15 protein-coding genes are annotated in these 14030 nt (G+C 42.9%); 8 read left to right on the top strand and 7 right to left on the bottom strand.

What is annotated here, in order from left to right; translation table 11 throughout:
* Positions 1 to 104 precede the first annotated feature (104 nt).
* From AAA970_RS14910 to AAA970_RS14890, 5 genes are all read left to right on the top strand, one after another.
* Positions 105 to 455, top strand: a complete 351-nt coding sequence (locus tag AAA970_RS14910; protein WP_338237681.1) for a hypothetical protein — start codon at positions 105 to 107, stop codon at positions 453 to 455.
* 73 nt (positions 456 to 528) lie between these two features.
* The gene (locus AAA970_RS14905) at positions 529 to 906 is read left to right on the top strand and encodes a RidA family protein (protein WP_053406421.1); all 378 of its coding nucleotides are present in this window, start codon (positions 529 to 531) and stop codon (positions 904 to 906) included.
* Position 907: 1 nt separating this feature from the next.
* Positions 908 to 1387, top strand: a complete 480-nt coding sequence (locus AAA970_RS14900) for a hypothetical protein (protein WP_060685000.1) — start codon at positions 908 to 910, stop codon at positions 1385 to 1387.
* Between the two features lie 20 nt (positions 1388 to 1407).
* Positions 1408 to 2568, top strand: coding sequence for a redoxin domain-containing protein (locus AAA970_RS14895; RefSeq protein WP_338237680.1), 1161 nt, complete (start codon positions 1408 to 1410; stop codon positions 2566 to 2568).
* A gap of 391 nt (positions 2569 to 2959) precedes the next feature.
* Positions 2960 to 4294, top strand: a complete 1335-nt coding sequence (locus AAA970_RS14890; protein WP_338237679.1) for a porin — start codon at positions 2960 to 2962, stop codon at positions 4292 to 4294.
* A gap of 73 nt (positions 4295 to 4367) precedes the next feature.
* Here the strand turns inward: AAA970_RS14890 and AAA970_RS14885 are convergent, their stop codons facing one another.
* From AAA970_RS14885 to AAA970_RS14870, 4 genes are all read right to left on the bottom strand, one after another.
* Positions 4368 to 4898, bottom strand: coding sequence for a TrmH family RNA methyltransferase (locus AAA970_RS14885; RefSeq protein ID WP_338237678.1), 531 nt, complete (start codon positions 4896 to 4898; stop codon positions 4368 to 4370).
* Between the two features lie 75 nt (positions 4899 to 4973).
* The gene (gene recQ / locus AAA970_RS14880) at positions 4974 to 7145 is read right to left on the bottom strand and encodes a DNA helicase RecQ (protein WP_338237677.1); all 2172 of its coding nucleotides are present in this window, start codon (positions 7143 to 7145) and stop codon (positions 4974 to 4976) included.
* 46 nt (positions 7146 to 7191) lie between these two features.
* Positions 7192 to 7620, bottom strand: coding sequence for a Fur family transcriptional regulator (locus AAA970_RS14875; protein ID WP_053406427.1), 429 nt, complete (start codon positions 7618 to 7620; stop codon positions 7192 to 7194).
* Positions 7621 to 7735: 115 nt separating this feature from the next.
* Positions 7736 to 8875 carry a cystathionine gamma-synthase gene (locus AAA970_RS14870; protein WP_338237676.1) on the bottom strand — a complete coding sequence of 380 codons (1140 nt, stop codon included), beginning with the start codon at positions 8873 to 8875 and terminating at the stop codon, positions 7736 to 7738.
* 180 nt (positions 8876 to 9055) lie between these two features.
* Here AAA970_RS14870 and AAA970_RS14865 point away from each other — a divergent pair, with 180 nt between their 5' ends.
* Both AAA970_RS14865 and AAA970_RS14860 read left to right on the top strand, forming a co-directional pair.
* On the top strand, positions 9056 to 9631 hold the full coding sequence (locus AAA970_RS14865; protein ID WP_060684994.1) for a hypothetical protein: 576 nt from the start codon (positions 9056 to 9058) through the stop codon (positions 9629 to 9631).
* A 23-nt stretch (positions 9632 to 9654) separates the two neighbouring features.
* A complete protein-coding gene (locus tag AAA970_RS14860) occupies positions 9655 to 10308 on the top strand; it encodes a hypothetical protein (protein ID WP_338237675.1) in 654 nt (217 codons plus the stop codon).
* Between the two features lie 58 nt (positions 10309 to 10366).
* Here the strand turns inward: AAA970_RS14860 and AAA970_RS14855 are convergent, their stop codons facing one another.
* Genes AAA970_RS14855 through AAA970_RS14845 form a run of 3 tightly spaced genes read right to left on the bottom strand, consistent with a single transcriptional unit; the run spans position 10367 to position 12632 of the window.
* Positions 10367 to 11392, bottom strand: a complete 1026-nt coding sequence (locus tag AAA970_RS14855; RefSeq protein ID WP_338237674.1) for an ATP-grasp domain-containing protein — start codon at positions 11390 to 11392, stop codon at positions 10367 to 10369.
* A gap of 2 nt (positions 11393 to 11394) precedes the next feature.
* Positions 11395 to 12117, bottom strand: coding sequence for an NRDE family protein (locus tag AAA970_RS14850; protein ID WP_338237673.1), 723 nt, complete (start codon positions 12115 to 12117; stop codon positions 11395 to 11397).
* Positions 12118 to 12128: 11 nt separating this feature from the next.
* Positions 12129 to 12632 (bottom strand): hypothetical protein, encoded by a 504-nt coding sequence (locus AAA970_RS14845; RefSeq protein WP_060684990.1) that lies wholly within the window; start codon positions 12630 to 12632, stop codon positions 12129 to 12131.
* Positions 12633 to 13110: 478 nt separating this feature from the next.
* Here AAA970_RS14845 and cysK point away from each other — a divergent pair, with 478 nt between their 5' ends.
* Positions 13111 to 14022 carry a cysteine synthase A gene (gene cysK / locus AAA970_RS14840; RefSeq protein WP_053406436.1) on the top strand — a complete coding sequence of 304 codons (912 nt, stop codon included), beginning with the start codon at positions 13111 to 13113 and terminating at the stop codon, positions 14020 to 14022.
* Positions 14023 to 14030: the final 8 nt, after the last annotated feature.

Here is a 14030-nt window from a genome sequence, read left to right as displayed (position 1 = left end):
TAAGGTGTTGAATATGTGAATATTAAAAATTACACATAATATTTGTGTTATTCTAACGAATATTGTTCTCTTAGGATTATTTTTAACCAAAAAAAAGGCAAACGATGAAGAATACCATTTTAAAACTTTCGATGTTCTTGTTACTCACCCTGGGAATGGGAGCTTGTACGCAGGAAACGCAAAACCGGATCGGACGATCCATTCAAAACTGGACCGGAACCAATGGGGTTCTGGAGGTATATGCTGGTGAAAAATTGGTGAAGCGATTTATTAAAATAGATAAACTCTCTACCGCTTCAGGAACGAAGGATGGCAATATGAGTCGACCCTATCGGTTTGGATATGGTTATTTAGACGCGAATTTGAATGGGGTGGTAGATGCCGGAGAAAAAAAGGTTTATTTTGAATTCAGTGATTATTCCACCAATTATATCTTTTTCGAAAATCCGAACTAAGCATTTTTGACGGACGGCAAAGACCTTTTGATGGAATTTTATTAATTTCAAAGATTACATACTCCCATTTTTTATGAAGAAGATCATCAATACTTCAAAGGCTCCGGCACCAATCGGGCCTTATAATCAGGCTGTTTTGGCTGGAGATACCCTTTATGTTTCAGGTCAGATTCCAGCGAATCCTGAAAGCGGGGAAATAGTTTCCGGTGGAATTGAGGCAGAAGCTCATCAGGTGATGAACAATATGGCAGCTATTTTGGAAGAGGCAGGCTTCAGCTTTGATGAGGTGGTGAAGTGCAGCATTTTTGTTCGGGACATGAATGATTTTGGTAAAATCAATGAAGTTTATGGCGGATATTTCGGAGAAGACGCCCCCGCTCGGGAGACGGTACAAGTCGCCAGACTACCCAAGGATGTAGGAGTGGAAATCTCTTGTATAGCCGTTAAATAGAATGCCTTTTTTCCCGGTTTTTAAAGAGACCCTTGTTTTGCCTCTGCCCTTAAAGGAGGTCAAGGAAAAACTGAGGAAACGATTGGTCGCTGATGGCGACCTGCCGGAAGAAAAGAAGGGCAAATTTAACGGAAAGGTGTTTGAAAACACTTTCCGAATTTCTTTATATATCAATTATCCGGATAATTATTTACCGCTAATGGTAGGGGAGCTGGAGGCAACTTCTAAGGGGACGCTGGTATTTATTACCTATCGGCTTTTTCCTTTTGTCTTCGCTTTTTTAGTGTTTTGGTCGGTGATTTGCTTTTTATTTGGATTGTTTTTATACTTTTTTACCGAAAAACAGCTTTATGCGGGTATTTCTTTCTTGCTAGGAGGGTTGAATTATCTGCTTTGTTTGGTAAACTTTAGAAGAAAAAAGAAAATCGCAAGGCGGCATTTTCATTCCATTTGGGCTGAGGGTGAACCGCTGAACAATTAATTTAATCAATCATACTACAAATGAAATCTTTAGGATTGAAAAAAAGTGGAGCCATCTTATCACTGGCAGCTCTAGCCTGGGCTTGCGATGGTGGTAAGGCCCCATTCACCGGATCAATTGAAGGTGAGCAAGCTGCAAATGTGGATTCGGTTTATTTATTGGACCGTGGAGCATCAGGATTTGAAAAAATTGCAGCCGCAGCGGTTACAGAAGGAAAATTCACCTTTTCGGCACCTATTGCTCATAATGGCGCGCTTTATTTACAGGCGCCAACAGATGGATCCTTTGGAGATAGAAAACCTACCACAGTTGTTTTTTATCAGGAGGGAGATGCATTGGTAGGAAAGCTGAATGCAGATGATTTAAACGGTAGTGAAATTTCCGGAGGGTTGGCACAAACGGAATTTAACACTTACAAAGAGGGGCAAAAATCCTTTGTAGACAAAATGAAGGCGCTTTCTGAGCGTTATCAGGAAATTGCCGCTACCGCGCAGGGAGCTCCTACTGATGAGCAAAAAGAGGAGTTGAAGAAAATTGGAGACGAGTATGGTGCTTTGGATAAAGAAGCAAATGCTTATTCCGATGGCTTTATCAATGAGCATACTTCTTCTATGGTATCTCCATTTTTGTTAAGACAAAACGCCTACCGCATGGACGAAAAGGAGTTGAAGTCTTATTTGGAGAAGTTTACGGCTGAAGCGAAAACTACAGCAGACTATACCGCTATTGAAGACCGCTACAACACTTTGATGGCCACCGCGATTGGTCAGCCAGTCTTGGATTTTGAGCAGACCACTCCGGAAGGAGAAAGCTTTTCTACTACAGCACTACACGGAAAAGTATTCCTGATTGATTTCTGGGCCTCATGGTGTGGTCCATGTCGTCAGGAGAATCCAAACGTAGTGGCCATGTACAATAAGTATCATGATCAGGGTTTTGAGATTTTAGGTGTTTCTTTAGATAATAAGAAAGAAGCCTGGGAAAAAGCCATTGCCAAAGATCAGTTGACCTGGAATCATGTTTCTGACTTACAGGGTTGGCAAAATGCGGTGGCAAAACGTTATGGCATCAATTCTATTCCAGCTACCGTATTGGTAGATGCTAGCGGAAAAATTGTTGCTAAAAACCTGAGAGGCGAAGAGCTTGAAAACAAAGTAGCGGAGCTACTTTCTGCCAGCTAAGAACATTATTTCAAATAGACATTTTAATCCCGATGCAATTTATTTGTGTCGGGATTTTTTCGTTTATATGATTTTTCTTAGTCAGGCTGTGGGTTATTCTGGAAAGATTAAAAAGAAATTAAAGCGCTGTCTCAAATTATGAGTTTTACTTCTTGTTGTTTAATTATTGGTAATGTTTTGAGGTTTTAACATGGTGTTACCTTGTAAGTGGTTGTTTTTGAGTGGGTTTCGTTATTGTGTTTATCCATATTTTAAGTAAATAAGCACGATTGTTAACTCAATGTTATGCGGGCGTTTGATTACATTACATTAAGTTAAAATTTGGGTCATCTTAAGTTCTTTAATTTATTATTTCTTTGCGGTCAGTATTGGAAAGATCGCTATTGAAAAAATGAAAAGGATTATTACCCTAGTATTGGTATTATTTTTAGTTATGTCTGCTTCGGCTTTTGCGGAAGGTGTGGATAAGGTACAGGAGAGCAAGGACGCAGAAGTAAAGCTATCCCCGAAAAAAAAGGACGAATATTTAACGGCTCCATTTGCCAAGTCAGAGAATTTTGTGAATGGCATATTACCCACTTCATTGAAAAGCAAGTGGTTTGATAAGATGAAAATTTCGGGATACGCTCAGATGCGTTATAATGATCTTTATAAGACCAATCCTGATATGGAATGTGAGCAATGTGATGGTACCTATGGCGGAAATGATGGGATGTCCTTTCGTCGTATTCGAATTAAGTTTTCCGGCTACCTACACGAGCGCGTTTACTTTTACATTCAGCCGGATTTTGCCGGAGGCAATAGCAATAATGTAAGTCTGAAAGATGCCTATTTTGATTTGATGTTCACCTCTGACCGCAGATGGAGATTGCGTTTGGGACAATCTAAGGTTCCTTTCGGTTTTGAAAACATGCAGTCTTCTCAGAATCGTTTGTCTTTGGATCGAAATGATGCCATTAACTCTGCTTTGAAAAATGAGCGTGATATGATGGCGGTGGTGTATTACACTCCCACAATTGTGCAGGAAAGATTCAAAAAACTTCAAAACCAGCAACTAAAAGGATCTGGTAACTACGGTATGTTTGCTTTAGGTGCTTTTAACGGGCAGACCGCGAACAATGCAGATGAAAACCTGAATAAGCATATTGTAACGCGTTTGACCTATCCTTTTGAATTGGCAAACGGACAGATTTTCGAAGCGGGTATTCAGGCCTATGCCGGCCAGTATGTAACCACAAAAGTCTCCGAAGGGGTGATGGCAGAGGTAACAGGAGAGAATGGCCAGAAAGAGATGGTTTCCGCGGAAGGAATGGAATGGGATGATGCACGTCTTGGTGCTTCTTTTATCTGGTACGCCATGCCATTTGGTTTCCAGACGGAATACAATGTAGGGGTTGGTCCTGAGTATGATCCTGCCACCAACACCATTCAGAGGAAACCATTGAAAGGTGGTTATGCGCAGATGTCTTACCGTTTGGAGTTGGGGCAACACTTTTTACTTCCTTTTTGGAGATACACGAACTATGAAGGTGGTAAGAAATTCGAAACAGATGCCCGTTCCTATGATATGCAAGAGATTGAAGTAGGTTTCGAGTGGCAGCCGAATCAGGCTTTTGAATTAGTAGCCCTTTATGCCTATGCCGACAGAACATACAACGATTCTTTAAATCCTGATAACCGCCAGACGGGTTCATTGATCCGTTTACAAGCGCAGATTAACTTCTAAGAGATCTTTTTCCGATATATAAAAAAGGGCGATCCATTTACGGATCGCCCTTTTTGCATAAGGACTGTGATCTTTAAAGCATTACTTTTTTGAACACATCCCAAATGGTAATGCCCATGCTCACCGAGATGTTCAAAGAGTGCTTTGTACCAAATTGTGGAATCTCCAATACGCCATCAGCCTGCGCCACGACTTCTTCCTCTACACCGAAGACCTCATTGCCGTAGACCAAGGCATATTTTTTTCCTGCTTCAGCCTCAAAATCTTGTAGTTTGGTGCTTTCATCTGCCTGCTCAACAGCCAAAACCGTATAACCTTCTTCTTGAAGTTTTTTGACCAAATTCAAAGTTTCTGGTACATGTTCCCAAGTGACGGAATCCTGCGCACCCAAGGCGGTTTTGTTAATATCACGATGAGGTGGTTTGCCAGTAATGCCACAGAGGTATAGTTTTTCAATGGCAAAAGCATCCGAAGTTCTGAAGGCCGAACCTACATTGTTAAGGCTTCGCACATTGTCCAGAACGATTACGATTGGGCTTTTTTCAGCAGATTTAAATTCTTCTACCGAAGGGCGGCCCAGTTCATCCATGGTGAGCTTTTTCATGGGGCTGTATTTATCTTAATTTATTGCTAATATTAATATATTCTTAGGCCCTCCGCAAAAAGAAGGCCATTCCTTTTAGAGTTGGTTGAGCTCCGACTCCGACAGTTCAAGCGCTTTATCCAATCCATTTTTTTGCAGATAGGCTTTGGCTAATCGGATTTTGTGGAAATCTACCGTTCCTTTCAGGTAATCAAACACCTGTCGGATGGTGACTTCAAAGCCTAAAGCGCGAAAGGCTTGTGCTGCCATATGCATTTCCTGTGGACTGAAATATTTTTCCAGCGGAATCTCATAGCCAATGGCGTACAAATCTGCCAAATGTGAGTAAATGGTCACCACATTGAGTCCCCGGCTCAGGGCAATTTCTTCCGGCTGCAAACCATTTTTAAAGGATTCCCAGGTCTGAAGTTTGGTATTGGTGGTTTTGGCTTTTTTCATCTCGCCTGTTCCAAAAGACCGAATCTTACTTAAAAAGGCATCCCCGAACTGGTCCAATTTTTTACTACCAACACCGGAGATCTTCAGCAGCTCATCCTCGGTTTGTGGCTGCTGGCGCACCATATCTAATAAGCTTCGGTCGGAGAAAATCAGATAGGGAGGCAAATCGTGCTGTTCTGCAAGTTGTCGGCGTAGCAGGCGAAGCGCATCGAAAAGGGCTTCGTTAATGGCTTTGTTTTTGGGCTTTTCCTGTTTAACCTGCACTTTTTGCATGGCCCGATGCTGTAGCAAGACGGTTTCCTTTGCAAACAATACGGCCTGACTTTTTTCCGTTAGGCGCAGCCGAAACTGATCTTCAAGGGCAATGTCCATATAGCCCATATTTACCATTTGGTGGATATAACTGTGCCAATGTGGAATTGGGATTTCCTGCCCGATACCAAAAGTCCTGAGCTGGTCCCAGCCATTTTTTTGAATGGAACTGGTGATATGCCCTCTCAAAATATCCACCACATCCTGAGCGGTAGCCTGCTGCTGACAACGGTATACTGCTGAAAGGATTTTCTGGGCGGTCACGGTGCCATCCACTGATTTTGGTGGATTTTTACAGACATCGCATTGGCCGCAATCCTCTTTCAGGTCTTCCCCAAAATAGTTGAGTAATACCTTTCTCCGGCAAATATGCGCCTCCGTGAAATGCTTCAGGCGCTCCAGTTTCATTTCCTGCAGGGCTCTTCTGTCTTCTTCCAATTCTTTCAGCATTTGCTGCTGTCGGATAACATCTGCATAAGTGTAGAAGAGTAAAGCATGGGCATTCAGGCCATCTCTTCCCCCGCGGCCAATTTCTTGGTAATAGCTTTCTATATTTTTAGGCAAATTATAATGCACCACCCAGCGGACATTAGATTTGTCAATCCCCATCCCAAAGGCGATGGTCGCCACTACGATTTGCACTTTGTCTTTTAGAAAATCTTCCTGTGTTTTATTACGTTCGGAATGCGGAATCTCAGCATGGTAAGGTCGTGCAATAAATCCTTCTTTTCTTAAGCGGTATGCAAGATCTTCTGTGGATTTACGACTTAAGCAATAGATAATTCCTGCCTCGTTGGGGCGTTGGGACAAGAATTTAATAAGCTGTTTGTTTCGATCCTCTGCCGGAACTACCTGTAAGAAAATGTTCGGTCGGTCAAAGGAGGAGATAAAAGACTTAGCTTCCGGAATCTGAAGCTGATGGATGATATCTCTTCGGGTGAGTTTGTCTGCCGTAGCGGTCAAGGCAATAATAGGCACCGAGGGGAAATTTCTTCTCAGGGCAAAAAGCTTACTGTATTCTTTTCGAAAATCATGTCCCCAAAAAGAGATGCAATGTGCTTCATCGATGGCAAAAAGATTGATGCGAATCCTCTTCAGAAACTCAAAGAAGTTTTGTGAAAGTAGTTTTTCCGGAGAAATATAAAGGAGGTGAAGCCTGCCGGAGCGAGCATCCTCTTCAATTTGCATTTGTTCCTGATAAGGCACACCGCGGTGCAAACAGGCTGCAGCAACTCCATTTCTTTTCAATCCCTCCACCTGATCTTCCATCAGGGCAATTAGGGGTGAAATCACGATACAAGTGCCTTCCATGACAATGGCCGGGATCTGAAAACATAGTGATTTCCCTCCACCGGTGGGCATGAGCACCATGGCATCTTCTCCCTGAAGGACGGTTTGAATAATATCTTCCTGTAAAGGCCGGAAAGATTCGTAGCCAAAATACTGACTCAATACGATGCCGGCGTTTTGCATTAACGCACCTACCCTGCTATTCATCAAAAATCGTAAATGAAAAATTCAAAAAGTGAATCTACCGCAGGCCTTAGCGGCAATCGGGGCATTTCCCTAACACCAATAAATTGATTTCTTCCGCCACATAGTCCGGAGAAAGCGCGATGGTCGGAATTTCGGTTTCCTCTAAACAACGCACCTTACCACAAACTTTGCATTTGAAATGCACATGGTTGTCGTGGTGTTCATGGGTTTCACATCCTCCCGAACAGGTGGCATAACGGGCGGCGCCACCATCATCAATAACGCGGTGAATAATGCCGGATTCTTCAAAAGAATTGAGGGTGCGATACAGGGTCACGCGATCATAGTCATCCGAAAGGATGGCCTCAATCTCAGGATGGGACAAAGCCTCTCTTTTGTCCTTGAATAAAAGGAGCATATCCTGTCGACAAGCCGTATACCGAAGTCCGTGTTTTTTGAGGGTGTCCTTTACTTCCTGAATTTTCTCTATGTGCATGAGCCAAAAAAAACTTGCGTTGCTATTTATTATGGATGCAATTTACCATTTAATTACAGCAACTTCAAATAGTTGAGGGGATTGAAAGTAGCCCGGAATTTCCGGGCTATTCATTTTAGCTAAGGGCTTGCGCCAGGTCGTCCACCAGATCTTCGGCATCTTCAATACCAACGCTCAGGCGAATCAGGGAGTCGGTCACTCCTACTTTTTCTCTTTGATCCTTAGGAATGGCAGCATGTGTCATGGTAGCAGGATGTCCGGCCAGACTCTCTACTCCGCCAAGGGATTCCGCCAGGGCAAAGAATTTGAATTTTTTCAAAACCTCAAAAGCCTTTTCCTGCCGGTTGTCCTTCAGGCTGAAGGAAATCATTCCACCGAAATCTTTCATTTGCGCGCGGGCTGCGGCATGGTTGGGGTGATCGTGAAATCCGGGCCAGTAAACTTTTTCTACGGCCTCGTGCTGTTTTAAGAATTCTGCCACAATGGTACCGTTATGGCAATGCCGATCCATTCTTACGGCTAGGGTTTTGATGCCTCTTAAAACTAAAAAAACATCCTGTGGGCCGGGTACTGCACCGCAGGAGTTTTGAATAAAGGCGAGCTTATCCGCCAACTCATTATCATTCACGACTACGGCCCCCATAATCACATCCGAATGGCCGCCCAGGTATTTAGTGGCGGAATGCATCACGATATCTGCTCCAAAATTCAAGGGTTGTTGCAGGTAAGGCGTGGCGAAGGTATTGTCTACGGTGAATAGCAAATCATGCTTTTTCGCCAGGTGACCGATGGCTTTCAGGTCCACAATGTTCATCATGGGATTGGTGGGCGTTTCTACCCATACCATTTTGGTGTTTTTATTGATAAAGGATTCAATATTGTCCACCTTTTCCATATCAACGAAGTGGAATTTAATTCCCAGGGGTTCGAAAATTTTAGTAAAAATGCGATAACTCCCACCATACAGATCATTGGACGAAATTACTTCGTCTCCCGGTTTTAATAATTTGATGATAGCGTCTATGGCCGCCAGACCCGAGGCAAAGCAAAGTCCATGCTTACCGTTTTCTAATGCTGCCAAATTGGCTTGCAGCGCATCCCGGGTAGGGTTTTGTGTTCGGGAATATTCATATCCTTTATGATCTCCGGGAGCGGCTTGTACATAAGTAGAGGTCTGATAAATGGGCGGCATGATCGCTCCGGTGGAGGGATCTGGCTTTTGGCCGGCATGTATGGTTTTTGTTGCAAATTTCATGGGCGGATGAAAAAAAAGATCGTATGAAACAATTAAAGGGTTAAAATTTTATAAAGATACAATTGTGTTTCTGCTCGATAGTTTGCTTTATTCTTTGTAATTTTCCTCGGAAATTTTTACGAATCCTGAGCATGACTGTTGGAGAAACGATGGTTTAATTCCAATTTCCTACATCTCCTTATGAAACCGAATCGCTACCTACTAGGCCTTTTATCCTTTCTGATGTTCTTATTTTCCTGTTCTAAAACGGTGATTACCCAGTCTGAATCTCCGGTGAAAGAAAGTTTGGTGGAACCCCAGTTGGTCGTGGTGTATGATGGCGAGCAGGATCTGGACTGGGTATGCAGTTTTGAGGAGCGCCTGGCGAGTTCATTGCCATCAGATTTAAATGCGGTTTCTATCCGAAAAGTATTGTTTGATCCCCATGCGACCGTTGAGCAGCATGTAAAATCTTTAATGGAACAGGGCAAGAATACGGTTTTACTCGTGAAGCTGGTGAAGGATTCCAGTGAAATGAATCTGACGACTGATGCGGACGGCGGAAGTATCCGGGGCCGGCAGCAATTAGATCAGCAAACTCCAGCAGAAATTGAAGACGCAGTAGTTTTACGAGCAGAACTTTATGACCTGAAAAGCCGGAAACTGGTCTATAATTGCCTTTCAAAAACGGGAACCAAAAAGCCCTCTTTAGGAGTTGGGAGTAGTTTTGGGAAAGCTTTGGGTAAAAATATGAGGAAGGAGGGGCTTTGGCGATAACAACAATTAATCAATCATAAATAATGAGAATTTTTAAAACACTTACTTTTTTAATGATGGCAGCGGTTTTTTCTGCCTGTACCAAAACCATCGTTACACAAAGTGACAAAATGAACAAATCCGGCTTTGAGGGGCCGCAGTCGTTGGTGGTGCTTTATCAGGGTGATTATGGAGATGGAGAATTTATCGAATCTACTGTAGCCAAGGGCTTACCTGCAGCCTTAAAAGCGACATCTGCCAGAGTAATATTGACTGATACCACGAAAAGTAAGCAAGCGCATTTGGATCAGCTGATCGCTATGGGCAAAACTGCTCTGATGGTAGTGACGGTGTTGGATTATGCGAGCGATACCGTGCAGGCGCAGGTGACGGGTCGATCGGGTAGAAGTTTAATGGAAGATCAGTCCATGGGTTTTTACAGCAATCAACATTATGGTGTGGAGGCAGGTTCGCAATATCCTGAAGGCAATGTTCAGGAGAATTTAGATAAGTCAAGACCACAGGCCATCCAGATAAGACGTACGCTTCGCTTGCAGGGAGATATTTATGATATTAAAACCAAAAGTCGTATTTACAATTGCAGAACGACCATTGAGAATCCTCCAAGTGTAAAGGCCATTGGGAAGAGCTTTGGCAAAGCGGTGGGTAAAGATTTAAAAGCTACAGGCTTATTATAGGAAGCTATTTGAAGTACTATATTTAATGGGGAGGGTTTCGGAAACGGAGGCCTCCCTTTTACATTTTAGAAAGTTGTTGGTATTCTATGAGGGAGGCAATCCCTTTTCGGAAGGTCGTGTAAGGTACTCCATTTTGATGGTTAGCAATACTGATATCTCCCATTACTTTCCAATGGGCAAACAAGTCTTTGTAGGCCTGAACCAGGGAATAACCAGGATGATAAATATGGGCAGGTTCCGCCTTAGCGCCATTGAGCTCCATGATTTTGATGTTTTTTCCTGCATATAAATCTTCCAGAGAGGGCACTCTTAAGTCAAAACGCCCGTAGTTAAAGCCTTCAATCTGAAGCGCGATCTGATCAAACCTGGCATGAAGCACTTTATTGATGAGGTGATTGCCGTTTAGGAATTTCGTGCCCCTGCAATGGTTTCCAATAGATTCTAATAATAATTTCTCCCCCTTAGGAACTACAGTGGTCATTAGATCATGCTGTGCTTCCTTTAGTCGTTCCAACTGTAAGAATGCTCTTGGATTTTGTGTCATTAAAGTTTCCACCGAGCTTTTTCCATCTCCGGTAATGCTTAGCATTTCTTTTAATACCACAGAGCTGATGGTTCCGAATTGGCGATTGGGGTGGCGGTAGTAAAAAACACCTACTTCGAGAGGGTAATCAATAAATTCCTGAATGATGACCGGAATTTGCACTTCCCGGCAATAAGAGGGCAGTTCTTCTTCATGATTAATTTTTTCAACGCCCCTGCCTCTTTCTCCAAAATCAGGCTTAAGGATTATGGGGAAAGATAGCCCGAGTTGTTCCATTCCCCTTAAAATATTTTGTGGTTCCGGCTTTTCGATCAATAAGGTTTTGGGGGTAAACTCCGCCGGAATTTTTTTTAAAATCGCCGATTTGGATTCCGCCAAAAGCCCACCGTTTTCAATTCCGGGGTTAGAGGCGGAAAAGAAAAAAGGAGATCGGGCACGAATAGCAATGCCCAAAGCGTAAAACCAAATCGGGAGGTAAACCAACTGCCAGGGCCAGTATTCCCAGGAGGTTAATTTTATGAAAAATGACCTTAAGTTCATTTTTATTCAATGACTAAATCAGATTCAAATTTGACCATGGCCGAGCGTTGCGTCTTCCAGTCTTTATAATGCATAAAATGCGCCCCATTTTCCTTTAAAATGGTGGTGGTGCTTACCGTACCCACTTCCATTTCGGCCCAGTCCATCATGACGTTGTTTCTGGGATTACCTTCCCCGGCATTTTCATGAAAACCTCGGAGGGAAGCCAGGTCGTGCGGATAATTGGCCAGCCAATCCTGGAACCAATCTATTCTTTTTTGCCGGATATTAGCATCGTATAATGTGGCGCTGGACCAAATATAGCTTTGATGATTCGGTAGGTTTTTGATGTAAAGTTGCTTGCCCGTCCACACCATCTCATACAGGGTTTTATCCTGAATGGCAATTAAGGTAAAGGGCTCAATGCCGTGGAAATTATATTCGGATGAAAATTTGGGCAAATCTTGGTGCCGAAGCAAGTCTCTGACCACCAGTCCCCGACTATGGCGATAAGGTGGATTGCTTTTGTGATTAACAAAACCTCCGTTTAGAAGGCATACGGCATGAAAATAGGGAGAAAGTCCAATCCAACTACCGCTCCCCATGGGGTCTATAGGCATTAAAACCTTCAGGTGTCCCTCCATATGGATTTTGGGTAATTCGGCATAGGGCCGTTGATAGCTTACATCCCGGTTGGAGGTGAAGATAAAGCCCTCCTCAGTGGGCACAAAGGTTACCGTACACATGAGCGATAGGTTTATTTTATTTTCTGATGCGCTACTGTGGAGCTTGCCACTCCAAAATGTTCCGGAACCTTAATGTTGGGGAACAATAGTCGATACCCCACTCTCATCATGGCCATATGGTGGACAGTATGTTCAATATTATAAGCTAATTCGCGTTCAAAATTAGATTCCACACTGAAGCTCATCTCCCCTTCATCACCAAGGTATTTTCCTTCCAAACTTAATTTTTGATTTTCAGTGTTTAGAATAAATTTTTGGATTTCCTGAATTGCCTTTAATGCGGTTACTGGATCATTTTCCAAAGCGAGTTTTCTTTCGCGTTCATCATAGTTTACGATTCCCTTTGGTAAACCGCTTTCTAAGCAAGTGAAAAATTCCAAAGTATGGCGAACGTGTTGGCCAATACTACCCTTGCCTAAAACATCAATTGGGCTTTGGTATTCGGTAGCGGTCATTTGTTTAATGACTGAATCTAGTTGATTGAGTAGCTGAATGGCGACTTGTTTGATCGTCATGCTGTAGGAGTTAAGTATGGTAATTAGGGGTAATTTATTAAATTTTTCATCAAAGCTTAGATTTTATTAATTGAAAAGCCGCAATTTCCAAATAAAACCGATTCAAGGAGATCCTGAAAGGGACTGATTAGAATTATTATACTTTTTGAAAAAATCTAGTAGCAATTGGATTTAGCTAGGGGTAATCGATTGATTGTAAGCAGTATCGGAGTCAGTTTATTAAAGGGGATTTGCTTTTGGTTAAATGGGAGGGGCATTTCAAGATTGCATTAGCAAACAGGATTTGAAGACCTGAATTTTTAATTTTCAAAGATTGTTTGCACAAATAATAAGAAAAAACAGAACGCAGCCTTTGAATAATACGTTAATATAAAGCTTTTACCATCTAAGCATTTTTATGCGGGGCGCATTGAAAAAGGGTAAAAGTGATATAGTTTATTGAAATCACCCCGCTGAATTTTGAATAAGCGTATTCAACATGAAAGTACAAAATATCCTACAAACCATCGGGCACACTCCCCTGGTGAAAATCAACAGACTTTTTGGAAAAGATGTAGAGGTTTGGATGAAGCTGGAAAGAGCGAATCCCGGAGGTAGTATTAAAGACCGTATTGCATTATCTATGGTAGAGGATGCTGAGGAAAAGGGGCAATTATCCAAAGGGGGAACCATTATTGAACCTACCTCAGGAAACACCGGGATAGGCTTGGCTTTGGTTGCTGCCGTGAAAGGCTACAAGATAAAGTTGGTGATGCCGGAATCCATGAGTATTGAGCGCAGGAGAATTATGGCGGCATATGGAGCGGAATTGGTCTTGACGCCAAAAGAAAAAGGAATGAAGGGTGCTATTGCCAAAGCTGAAGAATTGGTGGAGGCGACAGAGGGAGCCTGGATGCCCATGCAATTTGACAATGAGGCCAATAGTAAAGTGCATTTTGAGCGTACTGCCAAGGAAATTATTCAGGATATGTCCAGTGGCTTTGATTATATGATTACTGGTGTAGGAACGGGTGGTCATATTACCGGAGTAGCAAACGCTTTGAAGGAGCACCACCCCAAGATGAAAGTCTATGCGGTGGAACCCACTGCAAGTCCTGTGTTGTCGGGAGGTGAGCCCGGGCCACATCCTTTGCAGGGGATTGGAGCAGGTTTCGTGCCCAAGGTGATGGATACTTCGGTATTGACCGGAGCCATTACGGTGGACAAGGAGGAGGCATTTGAATTTGCACAGCGCGCAGCGAAAGAAGAGGGAATTTTTATTGGAATATCCTCAGGAGCTTCATTGGCTGCTATTGCGAAAAAGTTACCGGAGATTCCAGTAGGTTCTAAAATTTTGACTTTCTGCTATGATACCGGTGAAAGATACCTTTCGATAGATGGATTATACTAGATAACGGA

The sequence above is a fragment of the Persicobacter diffluens genome (genome assembly GCF_036244895.1).
GTDB classification, from domain to species: Bacteria; Bacteroidota; Bacteroidia; order Cytophagales; family Cyclobacteriaceae; genus Persicobacter; species Persicobacter diffluens.
The sequence above is the reverse complement of the archived record's forward strand: the minus strand, read 5'-3'. Positions and strand labels throughout refer to the sequence as shown.

Coding starts and splice junctions, on each gene's coding strand:
- AAA970_RS14910 (WP_338237681.1), top strand. CDS start 105: ATGAAGAATACCATTTTAAAACTTTCGATGTTCTTGTTACTCACCCTG.
- AAA970_RS14905 (WP_053406421.1), top strand. CDS start 529: ATGAAGAAGATCATCAATACTTCAAAGGCTCCGGCACCAATCGGGCCT.
- AAA970_RS14900 (WP_060685000.1), top strand. CDS start 908: ATGCCTTTTTTCCCGGTTTTTAAAGAGACCCTTGTTTTGCCTCTGCCC.
- AAA970_RS14895 (WP_338237680.1), top strand. CDS start 1,408: ATGAAATCTTTAGGATTGAAAAAAAGTGGAGCCATCTTATCACTGGCA.
- AAA970_RS14890 (WP_338237679.1), top strand. CDS start 2,960: ATGAAAAGGATTATTACCCTAGTATTGGTATTATTTTTAGTTATGTCT.
- AAA970_RS14885 (WP_338237678.1), bottom strand. CDS start 4,898: ATGAAAAAGCTCACCATGGATGAACTGGGCCGCCCTTCGGTAGAAGAA.
- recQ (WP_338237677.1), bottom strand. CDS start 7,145: ATGAATAGCAGGGTAGGTGCGTTAATGCAAAACGCCGGCATCGTATTG.
- AAA970_RS14875 (WP_053406427.1), bottom strand. CDS start 7,620: ATGCACATAGAGAAAATTCAGGAAGTAAAGGACACCCTCAAAAAACAC.
- AAA970_RS14870 (WP_338237676.1), bottom strand. CDS start 8,875: ATGAAATTTGCAACAAAAACCATACATGCCGGCCAAAAGCCAGATCCC.
- AAA970_RS14865 (WP_060684994.1), top strand. CDS start 9,056: ATGAAACCGAATCGCTACCTACTAGGCCTTTTATCCTTTCTGATGTTC.
- AAA970_RS14860 (WP_338237675.1), top strand. CDS start 9,655: ATGAGAATTTTTAAAACACTTACTTTTTTAATGATGGCAGCGGTTTTT.
- AAA970_RS14855 (WP_338237674.1), bottom strand. CDS start 11,392: ATGAACTTAAGGTCATTTTTCATAAAATTAACCTCCTGGGAATACTGG.
- AAA970_RS14850 (WP_338237673.1), bottom strand. CDS start 12,117: ATGTGTACGGTAACCTTTGTGCCCACTGAGGAGGGCTTTATCTTCACC.
- AAA970_RS14845 (WP_060684990.1), bottom strand. CDS start 12,632: ATGACGATCAAACAAGTCGCCATTCAGCTACTCAATCAACTAGATTCA.
- cysK (WP_053406436.1), top strand. CDS start 13,111: ATGAAAGTACAAAATATCCTACAAACCATCGGGCACACTCCCCTGGTG.